This window comes from Pseudomonas petrae, from assembly GCF_021728295.1.
GTDB classification, from domain to species: domain Bacteria; phylum Pseudomonadota; class Gammaproteobacteria; order Pseudomonadales; family Pseudomonadaceae; genus Aquipseudomonas; species Aquipseudomonas petrae.
The window spans coordinates 338,176-357,773 of the sequence record NZ_JAKJXE010000007.1 but is presented as its reverse complement, the minus strand read 5'-3'; the positions used below and the strand labels follow the sequence as shown (position 1 = coordinate 357,773).

General features: G+C 59.8%; 16 protein-coding genes and 2 tRNA genes. 16 read left to right on the top strand and 2 right to left on the bottom strand.

Annotated features, from left to right (window positions below):
- Positions 1 to 38 precede the first annotated feature (38 nt).
- The 9 genes from mutL to L4G42_RS14955 all read left to right on the top strand — a co-directional run bounded on the left by mutL (position 39) and on the right by L4G42_RS14955 (position 11,698).
- Positions 39 to 1,982 (top strand): DNA mismatch repair endonuclease MutL, encoded by a 1,944-nt coding sequence (gene mutL, locus L4G42_RS14995; RefSeq protein WP_237251994.1) that lies wholly within the window; start codon positions 39 to 41, stop codon positions 1,980 to 1,982.
- A complete protein-coding gene (gene miaA / locus L4G42_RS14990) occupies positions 1,982 to 2,953 on the top strand; it encodes a tRNA (adenosine(37)-N6)-dimethylallyltransferase MiaA (protein WP_237259267.1) in 972 nt (323 codons plus the stop codon). Before mutL ends, miaA begins: the two co-directional genes overlap by 1 nt.
- A gap of 104 nt (positions 2,954 to 3,057) precedes the next feature.
- Positions 3,058 to 3,318, top strand: coding sequence for an RNA chaperone Hfq (hfq, locus tag L4G42_RS14985; RefSeq protein WP_019691505.1), 261 nt, complete (start codon positions 3,058 to 3,060; stop codon positions 3,316 to 3,318).
- 12 nt (positions 3,319 to 3,330) lie between these two features.
- Complete coding sequence (gene hflX / locus L4G42_RS14980; protein ID WP_237251873.1) at positions 3,331 to 4,632, top strand: ribosome rescue GTPase HflX; 1,302 nt, start codon at positions 3,331 to 3,333, stop codon at positions 4,630 to 4,632.
- A 96-nt stretch (positions 4,633 to 4,728) separates the two neighbouring features.
- Positions 4,729 to 5,907, top strand: coding sequence for an FtsH protease activity modulator HflK (gene hflK, locus L4G42_RS14975; RefSeq protein ID WP_237251874.1), 1,179 nt, complete (start codon positions 4,729 to 4,731; stop codon positions 5,905 to 5,907).
- A complete protein-coding gene (hflC, locus tag L4G42_RS14970) occupies positions 5,907 to 6,776 on the top strand; it encodes a protease modulator HflC (RefSeq protein ID WP_237251875.1) in 870 nt (289 codons plus the stop codon). The genes hflK and hflC overlap by 1 nt, the downstream gene beginning before the upstream one ends.
- A 290-nt stretch (positions 6,777 to 7,066) precedes the next feature.
- Entirely contained in the window at positions 7,067 to 8,254 is a 1,188-nt protein-coding gene (locus tag L4G42_RS14965) for an ATP phosphoribosyltransferase regulatory subunit (RefSeq protein WP_237251876.1), read from the top strand.
- A gap of 54 nt (positions 8,255 to 8,308) precedes the next feature.
- Positions 8,309 to 9,601, top strand: a complete 1,293-nt coding sequence (locus L4G42_RS14960; protein ID WP_122533816.1) for an adenylosuccinate synthase — start codon at positions 8,309 to 8,311, stop codon at positions 9,599 to 9,601.
- 162 nt (positions 9,602 to 9,763) lie between these two features.
- Positions 9,764 to 11,698, top strand: a complete 1,935-nt coding sequence (locus L4G42_RS14955; protein WP_237251877.1) for a methyl-accepting chemotaxis protein — start codon at positions 9,764 to 9,766, stop codon at positions 11,696 to 11,698.
- A 75-nt stretch (positions 11,699 to 11,773) separates the two neighbouring features.
- Here L4G42_RS14955 and L4G42_RS14950 read toward each other — a convergent pair.
- Positions 11,774 to 11,860: transfer RNA gene (locus L4G42_RS14950), tRNA-Leu, on the bottom strand.
- A 194-nt stretch (positions 11,861 to 12,054) separates the two neighbouring features.
- Positions 12,055 to 12,141, bottom strand: a tRNA-Leu gene (locus L4G42_RS14945).
- Positions 12,142 to 12,354: 213 nt separating this feature from the next.
- Here L4G42_RS14945 and rnr point away from each other — a divergent pair.
- The 7 genes from rnr to dnaB all read left to right on the top strand — a co-directional run bounded on the left by rnr (position 12,355) and on the right by dnaB (position 19,598).
- Positions 12,355 to 14,973: a ribonuclease R gene (gene rnr / locus L4G42_RS14940; RefSeq protein ID WP_237260906.1), complete on the top strand. Its 2,619-nt coding sequence runs from the start codon at positions 12,355 to 12,357 to the stop codon at positions 14,971 to 14,973.
- A complete protein-coding gene (rlmB, locus tag L4G42_RS14935) occupies positions 14,970 to 15,719 on the top strand; it encodes a 23S rRNA (guanosine(2251)-2'-O)-methyltransferase RlmB (RefSeq protein WP_037015712.1) in 750 nt (249 codons plus the stop codon). The genes rnr and rlmB overlap by 4 nt, the downstream gene beginning before the upstream one ends.
- Before the next feature lie 249 nt (positions 15,720 to 15,968).
- Positions 15,969 to 16,391, top strand: coding sequence for a 30S ribosomal protein S6 (rpsF, locus tag L4G42_RS14930; protein ID WP_065987796.1), 423 nt, complete (start codon positions 15,969 to 15,971; stop codon positions 16,389 to 16,391).
- Positions 16,392 to 16,419: 28 nt separating this feature from the next.
- Positions 16,420 to 16,650 carry a 30S ribosomal protein S18 gene (gene rpsR, locus L4G42_RS14925; RefSeq protein ID WP_037015707.1) on the top strand — a complete coding sequence of 77 codons (231 nt, stop codon included), beginning with the start codon at positions 16,420 to 16,422 and terminating at the stop codon, positions 16,648 to 16,650.
- A 38-nt stretch (positions 16,651 to 16,688) separates the two neighbouring features.
- Positions 16,689 to 17,585 (top strand): YybS family protein, encoded by an 897-nt coding sequence (locus L4G42_RS14920; protein ID WP_237251879.1) that lies wholly within the window; start codon positions 16,689 to 16,691, stop codon positions 17,583 to 17,585.
- Between the two features lie 19 nt (positions 17,586 to 17,604).
- Entirely contained in the window at positions 17,605 to 18,051 is a 447-nt protein-coding gene (gene rplI, locus L4G42_RS14915) for a 50S ribosomal protein L9 (RefSeq protein WP_065987794.1), read from the top strand.
- A 149-nt stretch (positions 18,052 to 18,200) separates the two neighbouring features.
- A complete protein-coding gene (gene dnaB, locus L4G42_RS14910; RefSeq protein ID WP_237251995.1) occupies positions 18,201 to 19,598 on the top strand; it encodes a replicative DNA helicase in 1,398 nt (465 codons plus the stop codon).

Sequence of the window (19,598 nt, the reverse complement as noted above, 5' to 3'; positions counted from 1 at the left end):
CTGACCTGTTGCTCGGTGACCAGGAACTGGATGTCAGCGTGAGCCCCGATTTACCTGCGGCAGAAGCCGCGCGTATCCAGCTGCTCAGCCCTCGGCTTGCCAACCAGATTGCTGCAGGCGAGGTCGTCGAGCGACCGGCGTCGGTGATCAAGGAGCTGCTCGAAAACAGCCTCGATTCCGGCGCGCGCCGTATCGATGTCGACGTTGAGCAGGCTGGCATCAAGCTGTTGCGTGTTCGCGACGACGGCGGCGGCATCTCTTCGGATGACCTGCCCCTGGCACTGGCCCGACATGCCACCAGCAAGATCCGCGACCTGGAAGACCTTGAGCGAGTGATGAGCCTTGGTTTCCGGGGCGAGGCGCTGGCGTCGATCAGTTCCGTGGCGCGCTTGACGTTGACGTCACGTACGCGCGATGCCGATCAGGCCTGGCAGGTCGAGACCGAAGGCCGCGACATGGCTTCGCGCGTTCAGCCTGCTGCGCACCCCGTCGGCACCTCCGTGGAAGTGCGCGACCTGTTCTTCAACACCCCTGCGCGGCGCAAGTTTCTTAAAGCCGAGAAAACCGAGTTCGATCATCTCCAGGAAGTGATCAAGCGCATGGCGCTGGCGCGGTTCGACGTGGCCTTTCATTTGCGCCACAACGGCAAGACCGTCCTGAGCCTGCACGAAGCCCGCGATGACGTATCGCGCGCGCGGCGGGTTTCGGCCATTTGCGGCCCCGGGTTTCTGGAGCAGGCGCTGCCGATCGAGGTCGAGCGCAACGGGTTGAGGTTGTGGGGCTGGGTTGGGCTGCCGACGTTTTCACGCAGTCAGGCCGATCTGCAGTATTTCTTCGTCAATGGCCGTGCGGTGCGCGACAAACTGGTTGCCCACGCAGTGCGTCAGGCTTATCGCGACGTGTTGTTCAACGGCCGGCATCCGACCTTCGTGCTGTTTTTCGAGGTGGATCCGGCGGTCGTCGACGTTAACGTCCATCCGACCAAGCACGAAGTGCGGTTCCGCGACGGGCGCATGGTTCACGATTTCCTGTACGGCACGCTGCATCGGGCGCTTGGCGATGTACGGCCTGAAGATCAGCTTGCTGGCACCACCTCGGTCACCGCACTGGTGCGACCAAGCGGGCCGGATGCCGGCGAGTTTGGGCCGCAGGGCGAAATGCGCTTGGCCAATAACGTGCTCGAGACCCCGCAAGGTCAGGCCTGGAATACGCCGGCCGGATCCGCACCCGGCTCTGGCAGTGGCGCGGGCTACCAATATCAATACACGCCGCGGCCGTCGTCGGTGCTTCCGGCTGAAGAGGCGCGTGCCGCTTACAGCGAATTCTTTGCCCCGCTGCCCGGTGCGCAGGCTCCGGCGGGCGCAGGCAGCGTCTCGTTGCCCGACTCTCAGGGCGATGTGCCGCCGCTGGGTTATGCCCTCGCTCAGCTCAAAGGCATTTATATCCTCGCGGAAAACGCCCACGGCCTGGTGCTGGTGGACATGCACGCCGCCCATGAGCGAATCATGTACGAGCGCTTGAAGATCGCCATGGCCAGCGAAGGCCTGAGCGGTCAGCCGCTGCTGGTGCCGGAGTCCATCGCGGTCAGCCAGCGAGAGGCCGACTGCGCCGAGGAACACATGGCGACCTTCCAGCAACTGGGCTTTGAGTTGCAGCGCCTTGGCCCCGAGACTCTCGCGATCCGGCAGATTCCTGCACTGCTCAAGCAGGCTGAGGCGAATCGACTGGTGCACGACGTGCTGGGCGATCTGATGGAGTACGGCACAAGCGATCGCGTTCAGGCCCACATGAATGAACTGCTCGGCACCATGGCGTGCCACGGTGCGATTCGCGCCAATCGGCGGCTGGCCATTCCGGAAATGAACGGCCTGCTGCGTGACATGGAAAACACCGAGCGCAGCGGTCAATGCAATCATGGACGGCCCACCTGGACCCAGCTGGGTCTGGATGATCTGGACAAACTATTCCTGCGCGGTCGCTGATGAGTGCTCTTCCTCCGGCCATCTTTATGATGGGGCCGACCGCCGCCGGGAAAACCGATCTCGCCATCGAACTGACCAAAGTGCTGCCGTGCGAACTGATCAGCGTGGATTCAGCGCTGGTCTATCGCGGCATGGACATCGGCACGGCCAAGCCATCAAAAGCGCTTCTGGACAAGTATCCGCACAGGCTCATCGATATCCTCGACCCCAGCCAGAGCTACTCTGCGGCGGATTTTCGAACCGATGCCTTGCAGGCCATGGCGGAAATTACCGCCCGGGGCAAAATTCCCCTGCTGGTGGGCGGCACGATGTTGTATTTCAAAGCTCTACTGGAAGGCCTTGCCGATATGCCTGCGGCTGACGCCGAGATTCGGGCGCAGATCGAGGCGCAAGCGGCCAGTCAGGGTTGGCAGGCGTTGCATGATGAGCTGGCGAGCATCGATCCGGTCTCGGCGGCGAGAATTCACCCCAACGATCCTCAGCGGCTGATTCGCGCGCTGGAAGTCTTTCGGGTTAGCGGCATGAGCATGACCGCGCACCGTGAACAACAAAGTGCGCAAAGTGCTCAAGCGAGCGCTTCGGGGCGTCATCAATTGCCCTATACTGTCGCAAATCTGGCGATCGGACCGACGGATCGCAAGGTGCTCCACGACCGAATTGCTGTGCGTTTCAGGCAAATGCTTGATGAAGGATTCGTTGAAGAAGTCATAGCGCTACGTTCGAGGGGTGATCTGCACTCGAATTTACCGTCTATAAGAGCTGTAGGGTATCGCCAGGTCTGGGATCATCTGGACGGCAAGCTGACTCGGGACGAGATGCAGGAGCGCGGCATCATTGCCACGCGCCAGTTGGCCAAGAGGCAGTTCACCTGGCTACGCAGCTGGCAGGATTTGCACTGGTTGGACAGCCTGGCTTGCGACAATCTGCCACGCGCCTTGAAATACCTGGGGTCGGTCTCCATATTGAGCTGAGTCCTTGCAATAGCCGTCTATCCTTGGGGGATAGCCTTCGGGAGGTAGCGGCCCAAGCCAATGTTTTCGAATTTATTCTATTGATCCTTAAAGGAGTGCGGCACATGTCAAAAGGGCATTCGCTACAAGACCCTTACCTGAACACTTTGCGTAAAGAAAAGGTTGGGGTTTCGATCTACCTGGTAAACGGTATCAAGCTGCAAGGCACTATCGAATCCTTTGACCAGTTCGTTATTTTGCTGAAGAACACTGTCAGCCAAATGGTCTACAAACACGCCATCTCGACTGTCGTTCCCGTCCGCCCGATTCGTCTGCCAAGCGCTACCGAATCCGAGCAGGCTGACGCCGAGCCAGGTAACGCCTGATAGGAGTCTGCTTTGTTCTTTGAGCGCCACAGTGGTGGTGAGCGGGCGATCCTCGTTCACTTGGATGGTCAGGACCCTGAGGCGCGCGAAGATCCGCAGGAGTTCAGGGAACTGGCGCTGTCGGCCGGCGCCGATATTGTCTCGTTCGTCAACGTGCCAAGGCATCGGCCAACGGCCAAGTATCTGGTAGGCAGCGGCAAGGTCGAGGAGTTACGCGACCTGGTCAAAACCGAAAAGTCAGATATCGTCATCTTCAATCATGTCCTTACACCCAGTCAGGAACGTAACCTCGAACGTGTCTTCGAGTGTCGCGTGCTTGACCGTACGGGCCTGATTCTCGACATCTTCGCCCAGCGGGCGCGTACCCATGAAGGCAAGCTGCAGGTCGAACTGGCCCAGCTTGAGCACATGAGTACGCGGCTGGTCCGTGGCTGGACTCACCTTGAGCGTCAGGGCGGCGGTATCGGTCTGCGCGGTCCGGGTGAAACCCAGCTTGAAACGGACCGACGGCTGTTGCGTGTGCGCTTGCGTCAGATCAAGGGTCGGCTTGAAAAAGTCCGCAGTCAGCGCGATCAGGCCCGTCGTGGCCGCACCCGCGCCGACATCCCTACGGTTTCGATCGTCGGCTACACCAACGCAGGCAAGTCAACGCTGTTCAATGCGGTGACCGACTCCGACGTCTACGCGGCCGATCAACTGTTTGCGACCCTCGACCCGACCCTGCGCCGCCTTGAAGTCAAAGACCTCGGGCCGATTGTGCTGGCCGATACGGTGGGTTTCATCCGCCATTTGCCGCACAAGCTGGTCGAGGCCTTTCGGGCTACGCTCGAAGAGTCGAGCAACTCCGATCTGCTGTTGCATGTGATCGACGCTCACGAGCCCGATCGCCTTGAGCAGATCGAGCAGGTCATGGCGGTGCTGGGCGAGATTGGCGCCCAGGACTTGCCGATGCTTGAGGTCTATAACAAACTCGATCTGCTCGAAGGGGTCGAGCCGCAGATTCAACGCGATGCCGATGGCAAGCCGCAGCGGGTCTGGGTCTCTGCCCGTGACGGGCGTGGTCTGGATTTGCTCAAGCAAGCCATCGCCGAAGTGTTGGGCAATGACCTCTTTGTGGGGACGCTGCGCCTGACGCAGGAGTTCGCCCGGTTGCGTGCCCAGTTTTTCAACCTGGGTGCGGTGCAGAGCGAAGAACACGACGAAGAAGGCCAGAGTCTTTTGGCTGTTCGGTTACCCCGAGTTGAATTCAATCGCCTGGTGAGTCGCGAAGGACTGCAGCCGCTGGAATTCATCGAGCAACACACTTTGCAATAAAAGCCTGACAAAGCGGTTGTACCGCTTTGACGGGCATTCTGTAGCATTGGTCGGCGCGCCGCGGGCGCGTCTTTGCTTTATCAGATGGAGAGCGCTATGGCTTGGAATGAGCCGGGTGGCAACTCGAATAATCAGGATCCTTGGGGTGGTAAGCGCAAGGGCGGCGACCGCAAGGGGCCACCGGATCTCGACGAGGCCTTCCGTAAGCTGCAGGAAAGCCTGAATGGGTTGTTCGGTGGTGGCAAGAAACGCAGTGGCGATGGCGGCGGCAGCGGCGGTGGATCGAGCAAGGGCGGTGGCCTCGGCCTGCTCGGCATCGGTCTGGTCGTGCTGCTCGCAATCTGGCTGTACAACGCAATCTACGTGGTCGACGAGCAGGAGCAGGCCGTTGTGCTGCGCTTCGGCAAGTACTACGAAACCGTCGGGCCGGGTCTGAACATCTATTTCCCGCCATTCGATCGCAAGTACCTTGAAAACGTGACGCGCGAACGTGCGTACAGCAAGCAAGGCCAGATGCTCACCGAAGACGAGAACATCGTCGAAGTGCCACTGACCGTGCAATACAAGATCACCAATCTGCAGGACTTCGTACTGAACGTTGATCAGCCTGAAGTCAGCCTGCAGCATGCGACCGAAAGTGCCTTGCGTCATGTGGTCGGTTCGACCGCCATGGATCAGGTGCTGACTGAAGGTCGTGAGTTGATGGCCAGCGAAATCAAGGAGCGGTTGCAGCGCTTCCTCGATACCTATCGCACCGGCATCACGGTGACTCAGGTCAACGTGCAGAGCGCTGCGGCGCCGCGCGAAGTCCAGGAAGCGTTCGATGACGTGATCCGCGCCCGTGAAGACGAGCAGCGCTCACGTAACCAGGCTGAAACCTACGCCAACGGTGTGATCCCGGAAGCGCGGGGTCAGGCTCAGCGTATCGTCGAAGACGCTAACGGCTATCGCGATGAAGTGGTTTCTCGGGCCAAGGGTGAGGCAGATCGCTTTACCAAGCTGGTCGCCGAATACCGCAAGGCACCGGAAGTCACGCGTGAGCGTCTGTATCTGGACACCATGCAGGAAGTCTTCAGCAACACCAGCAAGGTACTCGTGACCGGCGACAAAGGTCAGAACAACCTGCTTTATCTGCCGTTGGACAAAATGATCGATAGCAGCCGTAACGGTTCCAATTCGTCTACCGGCGGCGCTGCTGCGGCACCGGCAGACCCGGGCTCACGGGCAGCGGATATGCAACAGCAGCGTGACACGCGCACTAGGGAGACTCGCTGATGAGCAATAAATCTCTGGTTGCCCTGATTGTCTGCGTCGTGTTGGCCGTGGTCGCATGGAACAGCTTCTACATCGTCGCTCAGACCGAGCGAGCGGTGCTGCTGCAATTCGGCCGTGTGGTTCAGGCAGATGTTTCGCCAGGCCTGCACGTGAAGATTCCTTACGTGAATCAGGTCCGCAAGTTCGATGGTCGCTTGATGACCCTTGATGCGCCGACTCAGCGTTTCCTGACGCTGGAAAAGAAAGCCGTAATGGTTGATGCCTATGCCAAATGGCGCGTGAAGGACGCTGAGCGTTTCTACACCGCCACATCCGGCCTGAAGCAGATTGCCGATGAGCGTCTCTCTCGTCGTCTTGAGTCCGGTCTGCGTGACCAGTTCGGTAAGCGCACCCTGCACGAGGTGGTTTCGGGTGAGCGTGACGCGCTGATGGCTGACATCACTGCGTCGCTCAACACCATGGCCGGCAAAGAGCTGGGCATCGAAGTTGTCGATGTTCGGGTCAAGGCTATCGATCTGCCGAAGGAAGTGAACCGCAGCGTGTTCGAGCGTATGAGCACCGAGCGTGAGCGTGAAGCCCGCGAGCATCGCGCCAAGGGTAACGAGCTGGCTGAAGGCATCCGTGCCGATGCCGATCGTCAGCGCCGCGTTCTGTTGGCTGAAGCGTATCGCGAGTCTGAAGAGGCACGCGGTGATGGTGATGCTCAAGCGTCCGCGATCTACTCCAAGGCCTACGGTCAGGATCAGGAGTTCTACGCGTTCTACCGTAGCCTTCGCGCCTACCGTGAAAGCTTCGCCAACAAAAGCGACGTAATGGTGCTGGACCCAAGCAGCGAGTTTTTCCGCTACCTGCAAAAATCCAAGCCGTAATCGCATCAGCACTTGATCACTCCGCCGGGCGGCAAAACTGCCCGTCGGGGTGATCGCGCGACAAAACGTGTGTATGATGCGGCAGCCGGGAAATTCCCGGCTTTTTTGCGTCTGCACGATTGATTGGCCGTGACGTATTCCGTGAGCGGCAGTTTTTTCGAGGACGGTGTTCACGCAATTGCGGCGCATTAGGCAGGCGAGCTTTCCTTGCCCTGCGTCCGCAGAATGCTGTCTGCTTCACTCAAGGCTTGCCCAAGGGCCGGCCGCCCGGATCATAGGGGAAAGGCGTAATGGCAACGGTTGACCGCTGGCTGCTGCCGGATGGCATCGAAGAAGTACTGCCGCCGGAAGCTGCGCGCATTGAAGTCGCGCGTCGTCAGGTGCTGGATCTGTTTCAGAGCTGGGGCTACGAGTTTGTCGTGACCCCGCACATCGAATACCTCGAATCGCTGCTCACCGGTGCGGGCCAGGATCTGGATTTGCGCACCTTCAAAGTGGTCGACCCGCAATCAGGTCGGCAGATGGGTTTTCGCGCGGATATCACGCCGCAGGTCGCCCGCATCGATGCCCACACCCTGCGTCGCGAAGGCCCAAGCCGTCTCTGCTACGCTGGCAGCGTGCTGCATGCCCAGCCACGTGCATTGTCGTCCTCGCGCAGCCCGATCCAGCTGGGCGCCGAGCTGTACGGCGATGCGAGCCCGAGCAGTGACGTCGAAGTCATCAGCCTCATGCTGGCGATGCTGCAACTGGCTGATGTGCCGGACGTCCATATGGACCTGGGACACGTCGGGATTTACCGCGGTCTTGCCCGTGCCGCCGGGTTATCCGGCGAAGTCGAGCAACAGCTGTTTGATGCACTCCAGCGCAAAGCCATCGACGAGGTCATTGCGTTGACCGAAGGGCTGCCGGCCGATGTGTCCAGCATGCTGCGCGCGCTGGTGGATCTGTGTGGTGACCGTAGCGTGTTGGCACAGGCGCGCGACCGTCTGGCGAATGCGCCGGCGCCGGTCATTGAAGCGCTGGATGATCTGCAGGAGATCGCCGAACGTCTGTCGGCGCGGTTTCCTGAGCTACCGTTGTACTTTGACCTCGGCGAATTGCGCGGCTACCACTACCACACCGGTGTGGTGTTTGCGGTGTTCGTCCCCGGTGTTGGCCAATCGATCGCCCAGGGCGGTCGGTACGATGACATTGGTGCCGACTTCGGTCGTGCCCGCCCGGCAACGGGATTTTCCACCGATTTGAAAACCCTGGTGACACGCGGTCAGGCGCAGATCGAGCTACCGTCTGGCGGTATCTGGATGCCGGACAGCACTGATGCGGCGCTGTGGCAAAAGGTCTGTCAGCTGCGCGCTGAAGGTCAGCGCGTGGTTCAGGCGTTGCCAGGCCAACCGGTTTCAGCGGCGCAAGACGCCGACTGCGATCGGCAATTGATTCAGCAGGGCGAGCGTTGGCAGGTAATGCCGCTGGCCTCTTGAGTTTCCCCGCCGGCCGCTGCCGGCACCAAGTTTGCGCGAATGAGGACAAGTGTTATGGGTAAGAATGTCGTAGTCCTGGGCACCCAATGGGGTGATGAGGGCAAAGGCAAGATCGTTGATCTGCTGACCGAACATGCAACCGCGGTAGTGCGCTACCAAGGCGGCCACAACGCTGGCCACACACTGGTGATCGACGGCGAAAAAACCGTCCTGCACCTGATTCCGTCCGGCGTCCTGCGCGAAGGCGTGCAGTGCCTGATCGGCAACGGTGTGGTCGTCGCGCCTGATGCACTCATGCGCGAAATCACCAAGCTGGAAGAGAAAGGCATTCCGGTGCGCGAGCGTCTGCGCATCAGCCCGTCCTGCCCGCTGATCCTGTCCTACCACGTGGCCCTTGATCAGGCCCGTGAAAAGGCCCGTGGCGAGCACAAGATAGGCACGACCGGTCGTGGCATCGGCCCGGCCTACGAAGACAAGGTTGCGCGTCGTGGTTTGCGCATCGGTGATCTGTTCCACCGCGAGCGCTTCGCCGCCAAGCTGGGCGAGCTACTGGATTACCACAACTTCGTTCTGGTCAATTACTACAAAGAGCCGGCGATCGACTTCCAGAAGACACTCGACGAGTGCATGGAATACGCCGAGCTGCTCAAGCCGATGATGCTCGACGTGACCGCAACGCTGCACGAAATGCGTCGCGCCGGCAAAGACATCATGTTCGAAGGTGCCCAGGGTTCGTTGCTGGACATCGACCACGGTACCTACCCGTACGTCACCAGTTCGAACACCACTGCGGGCGGCATCGCCACCGGTTCGGGCATGGGTCCGATGTACCTGGACTACATCCTGGGCATCACCAAGGCCTACACCACTCGCGTGGGTTCGGGTCCGTTCCCGACTGAGCTGTTCGACGACGTCGGCGCGTTCCTGGCCAAGCGTGGCCACGAGTTCGGTGCAACCACTGGCCGTGCGCGTCGCTGTGGCTGGTTCGACGCCGTTATCCTGCGCCGCGCCATCGACGTCAACAGCATCTCGGGCATCTGCCTGACCAAGCTGGACGTGCTTGACGGTCTTGAGACCATCAACATCTGCGTGGGCTACAAGAACGAGAACGGTGCAGTAATCGATGCACCGACCGACGCTGACAGCTACATCGGCCTGGAGCCGGTATACGAAGAAGTGCCGGGCTGGTCGGAATCGACCCTGGGCGCCAAGACCCTCGAAGAGCTGCCTGCCAACGCTCGTGCTTACATCAAGCGCCTTGAAGAGCTGGTCGGCGCACCGATCGACATTATTTCGACGGGCCCTGATCGCAACGAGACGATCGTTCTGCGTCATCCGTTCGATTGATAAGTCGTTGAAACCAAAACAAAGGGTCGCCTCGGCGGCCCTTTGTTTTGCCTGTTGGCTCTCACCTCCAATCAAACCCACCACTGCGGCACGACCCTTGCTGTGATTCCACGTATTACGCGATGCCATCATTTTAATGGCGTGTGTTGTGGGGGATCTCCTGTGTCGGCCGTTACTTCTCTTTTGCGCAGCCGCTTGCTGCGGCCTGTATTCATTGCTCTTGGTATCGCCCTTCTGGTGCAGGTGCTGGTTGCCGTCGCCCTCACTCGGAGCACCGTCACTGCGCTCGAAGCTGAGCTGGCGGCGCGCCTGAGTGTAGATTCGCAACACTTGACCGGCGAACTGGAACAGGCGAGCCGTGATGTAACGTCCAGCTTGGACAGTCTTTCGCAAAATACACGTCAGCGCCTGAGCGCCGGCCTGTCGACGCGTCTGAAAGATGAACAGAAGCAACTGCGTGCGACGCTGGAGAAAGACCTTCAGGATTCAGCGACGGACATGGCCGAGCTGTTGGCTGCTGTCGCACCGCGGGCGATGTGGGATGGCGATACGCCGACGCTGTCGGAGTTCGCGCGCCGTGCGCAACGCAATCCGAACGTGCTGTTCGTGGTCTACGACGATGCTCAGGGCGAGCACCTGACGCGTTACCTCAACCGCGAGAACGAATCGATCAAGGCCCTGCTGGCGAAAGGTGAGGGCGAGCGCGCCATGGACAAGGTCCTGAACGCGGCGCAGAAAGACCCTTCGGTGTATTACGTCGAAGCATCGATCAGCCCCAACGGCGTCGAGATCGGCAAAGTCCGCATGGGCGTCTCGACCACTTCGGTAGAAGAGAATCTGGTGGCGCTGGACAAGCGCTTCATTGCGTTAATCGGCAGCAGCGATCAGTTGGTCTCGGAAAGTCTTGGCGGCGCTGCGGCCGAGAGCTCTGCCGCGTTGCGCTCGCGTCTGCAAACGGCGCAATCGTCGGCCACCGCGATGGCAACCAATACCAGCTCCGCTGTGCAGGAGGCTGCGACCACGCTGCGCTGGAGAATCGGCGTAGGGCTGTCTCTGGTGGGGCTCGGGGTGCTGGTGGTGTTGGCCATTGTGCTGGGGCGCCGTGTCGTGCTTCGCTTGCAACTGCTCAATCGTGCGCTGGATGATCTGGCGGCAGGCGAAGGCGATCTGACCAAGCGCGTCAAACTCAACAGCAACGATGAAATAGGCGACATGGCTGCGGCCGTGAACCGCTTTGTCGACAAGTTGCAGCCGATCGTTCGAGAGGCCGGCGATGTGGCGCAGCAGACTGGCGTCGAGATTGGCGCCATGAGCAAGCGCAATGCGGGTGCCGGCGCTGCGGCCGAGTTGCAGCGCGATGAGGTGGCTGCCAGCCTTCAAGCGCTGGCGCAGATGGCGGACGAGGCGCAGGCCGAGAGCCAAGCGATGCAGGCAGCATTGCGGCAGGTGGTGGACATTCGCCAGGCAACCGATGAAAACACACGCACGTCCAATCAGGTGGGCAGCTTGATCGAGGCGCTCGCCGGGCAGGTGGAGACCGGTGCCCAGGTCATCGAGCGGCTGGCGCAGCAAAGCCAGCAGATTGAAGTGGTGCTGGAAGTGATCCATGGCATCGCCGAGCAAACCAACCTGCTTGCCCTCAACGCTGCCATTGAAGCAGCGCGCGCGGGCGAGACCGGTCGAGGTTTCGCCGTTGTCGCCGATGAGGTGCGCGCGTTGGCAAGCAAGACGCAAAGCTCGACGGGCGACATTCAGGAACATATCGCCAAGCTGCAGTCCGGGGCGCGCGAAGCAGTGGCAACGATTGGTGTTGCCGGGCGTCAGGCTAAGGAAGGGCTTGCGGTGTTGAAGGACAGCGCGCGGCTGCAGCAGTCGGTGCAGGTATCTGTCGAGCAGGTTCATGCGGCGATCGGTCTGGCGACTCGGGCGGCAGAGCATCAGGCTCAGGGCGCGCAAGCGGTGCGGGGGCGGGTAGAGGTTATTCATGCCCAAGCCGAGAAGGCTGCGCAAGCCGTGGTGGAAACGACCGCCAGCGGCAAAACACTGGACAGGCTTGCTGCGCAACTCAAGGCCAGTCTGGGGCAGTTCCGGGCGTAGCTGTGCGCGCGACTGGGGGGAATGGCAGACCCCCAGAAAGCACAAAACCGAGCACTTGGCTCGGTTTTGTTTGTTTGGTGCCCAGAAGAAGACTCGAACTTCCACGACCTTGCGGTCACCAGCACCTGAAGCTGGCGTGTCTACCAATTTCACCATCTGGGCATGGCGCTGATTTAATTAGATTTTTCGCGGGAGTGCAACTGAATTTTTGAATTTGTTGGAGAGGCGGCGGGATGATTCATTTGCAGCGAGGGACAGGGCAGGTGAAGTGATCTACGCTGAGGGCTGTTTTGCCAGGCTTGACTTTTCAAACCGCAAAATGCACAAAACCGAGCCTAAGCTCGGTTTCGTTGAATTGGTGCCCAGAAGAAGACTCGAACTTCCACGACCTTGCGGTCACCAGCACCTGAAGCTGGCGTGTCTACCAATTTCACCATCTGGGCAGTTCGTTGATTTCATTCGATATTTCGTTCGATTTCAACTACAACTAGGCAGTGCCGTCGTTGTGGGGCGCATCTTACGGAGGAGATTGAAGGCTGTAAAGCCCCCGTGCAAAAATAATTTGAAATAGCGAAAAGTCCCAGCAAACGCTGTCTTCGCGTTTCAATCTGGTATATGCCAAACTAATTACATACAGATAAGGTGAATTCATTCTAATGGCCGATTGGCAGTCCCTCGATCCCGAGGCCGCTCGTGAAGCGGAAAAATACGAAAACCCCATCCCTAGCCGTGAGCTGATTCTGGCGCACCTCTCCGAGCGCGGTTCGCCCGCTGCCCGTGAGCAGTTGGTGGAAGAGTTTGGCCTGACGACTGAAGATCAGATCGAGGCCTTGCGACGTCGGCTCCGTGCCATGGAGCGCGACGCCCAACTGATTTACACCCGCCGCGGCACGTACGCGCCAGTCGACAAGCTGGACCTCATCCTGGGTCGCATCAGCGGTCATCGTGACGGCTTCGGCTTCCTGGTCCCGGATGACGGCTCTGACGACCTGTTCATGAGCCCTGCGCAAATGCGTCTGGTGTTCGACGGTGACCGTGCCCTGGCGCGCGTCTCGGGCCTGGACCGTCGCGGTCGCCGCGAAGGCGTGATCGTCGAAGTTATCTCCCGCGCGCACGAAACCGTGGTGGGTCGCTATTTCGAAGAAAGCGGCATCGGTTTCGTCCAGCCGGACAACCCAAAAATCCAGCAAGAAGTGCTGATCACCCCGGGCCGTAACAACGGCGCCAAGGTCGGTCAGTTCGTCGAGGTGAAAATCACCCACTGGCCAACCCCGCGTTTCCAGCCGCAAGGCGACGTAGTTGAAGTGGTGGGTAATTACATGGCGCCCGGCATGGAGATCGATGTCGCGCTGCGTACCTACGACATTCCTCACGTCTGGCCCGAGGCGGTGCTTAAAGAAGCCGCCAAGCTGAAGCCGGAAGTCGAAGAGAAGGACAAGGAAAATCGCGTCGATCTGCGTCATCTTCCATTCGTCACCATCGACGGTGAAGATGCCCGCGACTTTGACGATGCTGTTTTCTGCGAAGCCAAGCCGGGCAAGCTGCGCTTGTTCTCCGGCGGCTGGAAGCTCTACGTGGCGATCGCCGACGTATCAAGCTATGTGAAGCTCGGTTCGGCGCTCGACGCTGAGTCTCAGGTGCGCGGCAACTCGGTGTATTTCCCCGAGCGCGTGATCCCGATGCTGCCTGAGCAGCTGTCCAACGGCCTGTGCTCCCTGAATCCGCTGGTTGATCGTCTGGCGATGGTCTGCGAGATGACCATCTCCAAAACCGGCGAGATGACCGACTACGTTTTCTACGAAGCCGTCATCCACTCCCATGCCCGTCTGACCTACAACAAGGTCAGCTCGATGCTGGAGCATCCGAAAGCCGCCGAAGCCAAGCAGCTGCGCGAGCAGTATGGCGACGTCGTGCCGCACCTGAAACAGCTTTATGCGCTGTACAAAGTGCTGCTGGGCGCCCGGCATGTTCGTGGTGCCATTGATTTTGAAACGCAGGAAACCCGGATCATTTTCGGTACCGAGCGCAAGATCGCCGAGATCCGTCCGACCACTCGCAACGATGCGCACAAGCTGATTGAAGAGTGCATGCTTGCGGCGAACGTGGCGACTGCAGCGTTTCTCAAGAAGCACGAGATCCCTGCGCTGTACCGCGTCCACGACGGTCCGCCGCCTGAGCGACTGGAAAAGCTGCGTGCCTTCCTCGGCGAGTTGGGTCTTTCCCTGCACAAGGGCAAAGACGGCCCGACGCCGAAGGACTATCAGGCGCTGCTCGAAACCATCAAGGACCGCCCGGATTACCACCTGATCCAGACCGTCATGCTGCGGTCGTTGAGCCAGGCGGTTTACAGCTCCGATAACCATGGCCACTTCGGCTTGAATTACGAGGCGTACACCCACTTCACCTCGCCGATTCGTCGCTACCCGGACTTGCTGACTCACCGTGCGATCCGAAGTGTGATCCGCTCCAAGCAGGAAACCCCGCACGTTCGCCGCGCCGGTGCTCCGGTTATTCCGAAGGCCCGCATTTACCCGTACGACGAAGCGATGCTTGAGCAGTTGGGCGAGCAGTGTTCGATGAGCGAGCGCCGTGCCGATGAGGCGACCCGCGACGTCACGAACTGGCTGAAATGCGAGTTCATGAAAGACCGCGTTGGCGAGTCGTTCCCGGGCGTGATCACAGCTGTTACCGGCTTTGGTCTGTTCGTCGAGCTGACCGATATCTACGTCGAAGGCCTGGTTCACGTCACCGCATTGCCGGGTGACTACTACCACTTCGATCCGGTCCACCATCGTCTGGCCGGCGAGCGCACAGGCCGCAGCTTCCGCCTGGGCGACACCGTTGAAGTGCGCGTCATGCGCGTTGATCTTGACGAGCGCAAGATCGACTTCGAAATGTCCGAGAAGACCACCAGCGCGCCGATCGGCCGCAAGCGTCGAACGTCCGAACCTGCTGCGGCAGAGAAGGGCAAGGATTCCAAGGAATCGTCGTCTGCTTCCAAGCCAGGTCGCCGAACCGCGAAAGAGCCTGTTGCCGAGGCCTATCGGCCCGGTGACGCGGCTGCCAAGAACGCAGAAGTGCGCAAAAGTCGTGAAATGAAGAAAGCGCTGCTGACCGAAGCCAAGGGTGGTAGCAAGGCATCGTCGGGAAGGTCGGGGAGTGATCTCGCTGGCGCTTCCGGTAAAGCCAGCAAGCATCGCAAGGGTTCGTCGAAATCGGGCTCCGCCCCTGCTGCAAGCAGTGGCAGTGTGCGCAAACCTAAGGCCAAGACATGAGTCAGCTGGAAAAAATCTACGGTGTTCATGCCGTAGAGGCGCTGTTGCGTCATCACCCGAAGCGGGTCAAGCAGATCTGGCTGGCTGAAGGCCGCAGCGATCCACGGGTTCAGGTATTGATCGAGCTCGCCGCGCAGAACCGTGTTTCGGTGGGGCAAGCCGAGCGCCGCGAAATGGATGCCTGGGTAGAAGGTGTTCACCAGGGCGTGGTGGCGGACGTAAGTCCGAGCCAGGTCTGGGGCGAGGCTATGCTTGACGAGCTGCTCGACCGCACCGAAGGCCCGCCGCTGATCCTGGTTCTGGATGGCGTGACCGACCCGCATAACCTCGGCGCCTGCCTGCGTACTGCCGATGCGGCCGGTGCTCTGGCGGTGATCGTGCCCAAGGACAAGTCCGCGACCTTGACGCCGACCGTGCGGAAAGTGGCATGCGGTGCGGCGGAGGTCATTCCTCTCGTAGCCGTGACCAACCTGGCGCGAACGCTGGAAAAACTCCAGCAACGTGGCCTTTGGGTCGTCGGCACTGCGGGTGAGGCGGAGCAGGAGTTGTACCAGCAGGACCTGACTGGCCCGACCATCCTGATCATGGGTGCCGAAGGTAAGGGCATGCGCCGCCTGACCCGCGAGCACTGCGACTATCTGGTACGCCTGCCAATGGCGGGTAGCGTTAGCAGCCTCAACGTTTCGGTTGCGACAGGCGTCTGCCTGTTCGAAGCCCTGCGCCAGCGCGCCGCGGCCAAGAAGTAGTCAGTCAAGAGCCGCAAGCTCCAAGCCTCAAGCTGCAAGCCGGCCACGCTCCAGCTTGTAGCTTGTAGCTCATCACCATTGTTCAAATATTCACCAATCTCCTTGCGCCTCTCCGACCCCTTCTCTACAATCGCGTCCCTTGCTGTAATGGCAGGTGCTCATGTGCCTGTCCCTGTGCAAGATAAACCAGTGTTATTCACTCCTTGTCTGACCGCTTTGGCGGCAGGCTACAACCCGTAAGGAGCATTCATGCGTCATTACGAAATCATCTTTCTGGTTCACCCGGACCAGAGCGAGCAAGTCGGCGGCATGGTAGAGCGTTACACCAAGCTGATCGAAGAAGACGGCGGCAAGATCCACCGTCTGGAAGATTGGGGCCGTCGTCAACTGGCCTATGCAATCAACAATGTTCACAAGGCTCACTACGTGATGCTGAACGTTGAGTGCACTGGCAAGGCTCTGGCCGAGCTGGAAGACAACTTCCGTTACAACGATGCCGTGATCCGTAACCTTGTCATCCGTCGCGACGAAGCTGTTACTGGCCAGTCCGAAATGCTCAAGGCTGAAGAAAACCGCAGTGAGCGCCGTGAGCGTCGCGACCGTCCTGAGCACTCCGACGCCGATGGCGCCGATGGTGATGACAGCGACAACAGCGATAACGCTGACGAGTAATCCACGGACCTTTTGAGGAGCCCATTACATGGCACGTTTCTTCCGTCGTCGTAAATTCTGCCGCTTCACAGCTGAAAATGTGAAGGAGATCGATTACAAAGATCTCAACACCCTGAAAGCCTACGTATCTGAAACCGGCAAGATCGTTCCTAGCCGCATTACTGGTACCAAAGCTCGTTATCAGCGTCAGCTGGCTACCGCTATCAAGCGCGCCCGCTTCCTGGCCCTGTTGGCCTACACCGACAGCCACGGCCGCTGAGACCAGGTAGTCGACAAACGCAGTAAGGGATAGATCGCATGCGCGCCATGGCTGAATTCATCATGCGCGGCCGCATGCAGGCCACTCTCGTAGTGGTTGGATGTGCGGCATTGCCGCTGTTGTTCTGGTTGAGTGCTGCCGCAGGTTGCCTTGTGCTCCTGCGGCGCGGGATGAGTGGCGCCCTGGGCGTCCTTGCCTGGGCTCTACTGCCGGCTTTGGTCTGGTGGTATTTCGGTGAACCTCGCACCCTGATGGTGTTGCTGGGTTCTTGGGGGTTGGCCGCCGTGTTGCGTGCCAGCGAGTCCTGGGTCCGCGTGCTGCTGGTCAGCGTGGCGGTTGGATTGTTGTATGCAGTGGTTCTGGGCGCGGTGTTTCGCGAGCCCATCGAAGCCATGGCGGGAGAGCTGCAAAAGCTCTTGCCCCACGTCTTCGGTGATGTCTACCAGCAGATGTCGGTAGAAGAGCGAGCGCGTCTGGGGGCACTGATTACTCCCGTCCTTAATGGCCTGATTGCAGCGTTGTTGCAGATCGTCAGCGTGGTATGCCTGCTCCTTGGGCGTTACTGGCAGGCGTTGTTGTATAACCCGGGCGGTTTCGGACGCGAATTTCGCAGCCTGAAACTCCCGCGGGCACCGATGCTGGTGCTGCTGGTGTGCATGTTGGTGGGGCCGAACTTCGGTCCTCAACTGGCGATGCTGACACCGTTGTGCAGCGTTCCGCTCATGTTCGCGGGCCTGGCCCTGATTCACGGTCTGGTGGCTGCAAAGCGCCTGACACGGTTCTGGCTGGTGGGGTTGTACGTCACGCTGTTGCTGTTCATGCAGCTGATCTATCCGTTGCTGGTGGTGTTTGCCATTGTCGACAGCCTGATTGATTTTCGCGGCCGTCTGGCGTCGAAAGATGCCGATAACGGTTCTGCGAACGGTGAAGGTTAAAGTTAAGAGGTTTTACCAAATGGAACTCATCCTGCTGGAAAAAGTCGCCAACCTGGGCAACCTGGGCGATAAAGTAAACGTTAAGGCTGGCTACGGTCGTAACTTCCTGCTGCCTTTCGGCAAAGCAACCGCTGCAACCGCTGCCAACGTGGCCGCGTTTGAAGAGCGTCGTGCAGAGCTGGAAAAAGCTGCCGCCGAGAAGAAAGCTTCTGCTGAAACTCGTGCTGCTCAACTGGCTGAGCTGGAAGTGACTATCACTGCCACCGCTGGTGACGAAGGCAAGCTGTTCGGTTCGATCGGTACTCACGACATCGCTGACGCACTGACCGCCTCTGGCGTTGAAGTGGCTAAGGCTGAAGTTCGTCTGCCGAACGGCACCATCCGTAACGTTGGCGAATACGACGTAGCCGTGCACCTGCACAGCGACGTTGAAGCTACCGTTCGCGTTGTTGTTGTAGCTGCTTAAGCAGTATGGTTTCTGCGCTTCGGTGCAGAAGTCTGACCGGCTGATGACTCGCTCCTCGGTCGGTTAGCATTGGGCACGTTCCTGTTCGCAGGTCGTGCCCTTTGTCATTTCTGAGTATCCTGATTCAACCCCCTGATTTCCGTGTGGCCATGAACGACATCTCCGCTCCCGAGCAATATGATCTGCAAACCGCTGCCCTGAAGGTTCCGCCGCATTCCATCGAGGCCGAACAGGCCGTGCTCGGTGGTTTGATGCTGGACAACAACGCCTGGGAACGCGTGCTTGATCAGGTGTCGGATGGCGACTTCTATCGTCATGACCACCGTCTGATATTCCGCGCCATTGCCAAGCTGGCGGATCAGAACCAGCCGATCGACGTCGTGACCCTGGCCGAGCAGCTCGACAAGGAAGGCCAGACCTCGCAAGTCGGTGGCCTGGGTTACCTGTCGGAGCTGGCGAAGAACATTCCGTCTGTCGCGAACATCAAGGCCTATGCCCAGATCGTTCGTCAGCGCGCGACGCTGCGCCAGTTGATCGGCATCAGTACCGAAATCGCTGACAGTGCGTTCAACCCGGAAGGGCGTACCGCCGAAGAGATTCTCGACGAAGCCGAACGGCAGATCTTTCAGATCGCCGAGGCGCGGCCCAAAACGGGCGGCCCGGTCAGCGTCAACGACCTGCTGACCCGCGCGATTGACCGTATCGATACGCTGTTCAACATCGGCGACGGCATCACCGGCCTCTCCACGGGCTACGCCGACCTTGATGAGAAAACCAGCGGTCTGCAGCAGTCTGACCTGATCATCGTCGCGGGCCGTCCGTCGATGGGTAAGACCACATTCGCGATGAACCTCGTGGAAAACGCGGTGCTACGCAGTGACAAGGTGGTGCTGGTCTACTCGCTCGAGATGCCAGGCGAATCGCTGATCATGCGTATGCTTTCGTCGCTGGGTCGTATCGACCAGACCAAGGTCCGTTCCGGTCAGCTCGATGACGATGACTGGCCGCGCCTGACGTCGGCGGTCAACCTGCTCAACGATCGCAAGCTGTTCATCGACGACACGGCCGGCATTAGCCCGTCGGAGATGCGTGCGCGCACGCGGCGTCTGGTCCGTGAGCACGGCGATATCGGCATGATCATGATCGACTACCTGCAGCTGATGCAGATCCCTGGTTCGAGCGGCGATAACCGGACGAACGAGATTTCCGAAATCTCCCGTTCCCTGAAGGCGCTCGCCAAGGAATTCAATTGCCCGGTGGTCGCGCTCTCCCAGCTCAACCGCTCCCTCGAACAACGTCCCAACAAGCGCCCGGTGAACTCCGACTTGCGTGAATCCGGAGCGATCGAGCAGGACGCCGACGTCATTATGTTCGTGTACCGCGATGAGGTGTATCACCCCGAGACCGAACACAAGGGCATCGCTGAAATCATCATCGGCAAGCAGCGGAACGGCCCGATCGGGTTCATCCGGCTGGCGTTCATCGGCAAGTACACCCGCTTCGAGAACCTCGCGCCGGGTAGTTATAATTTTGATGATGATGAGTAG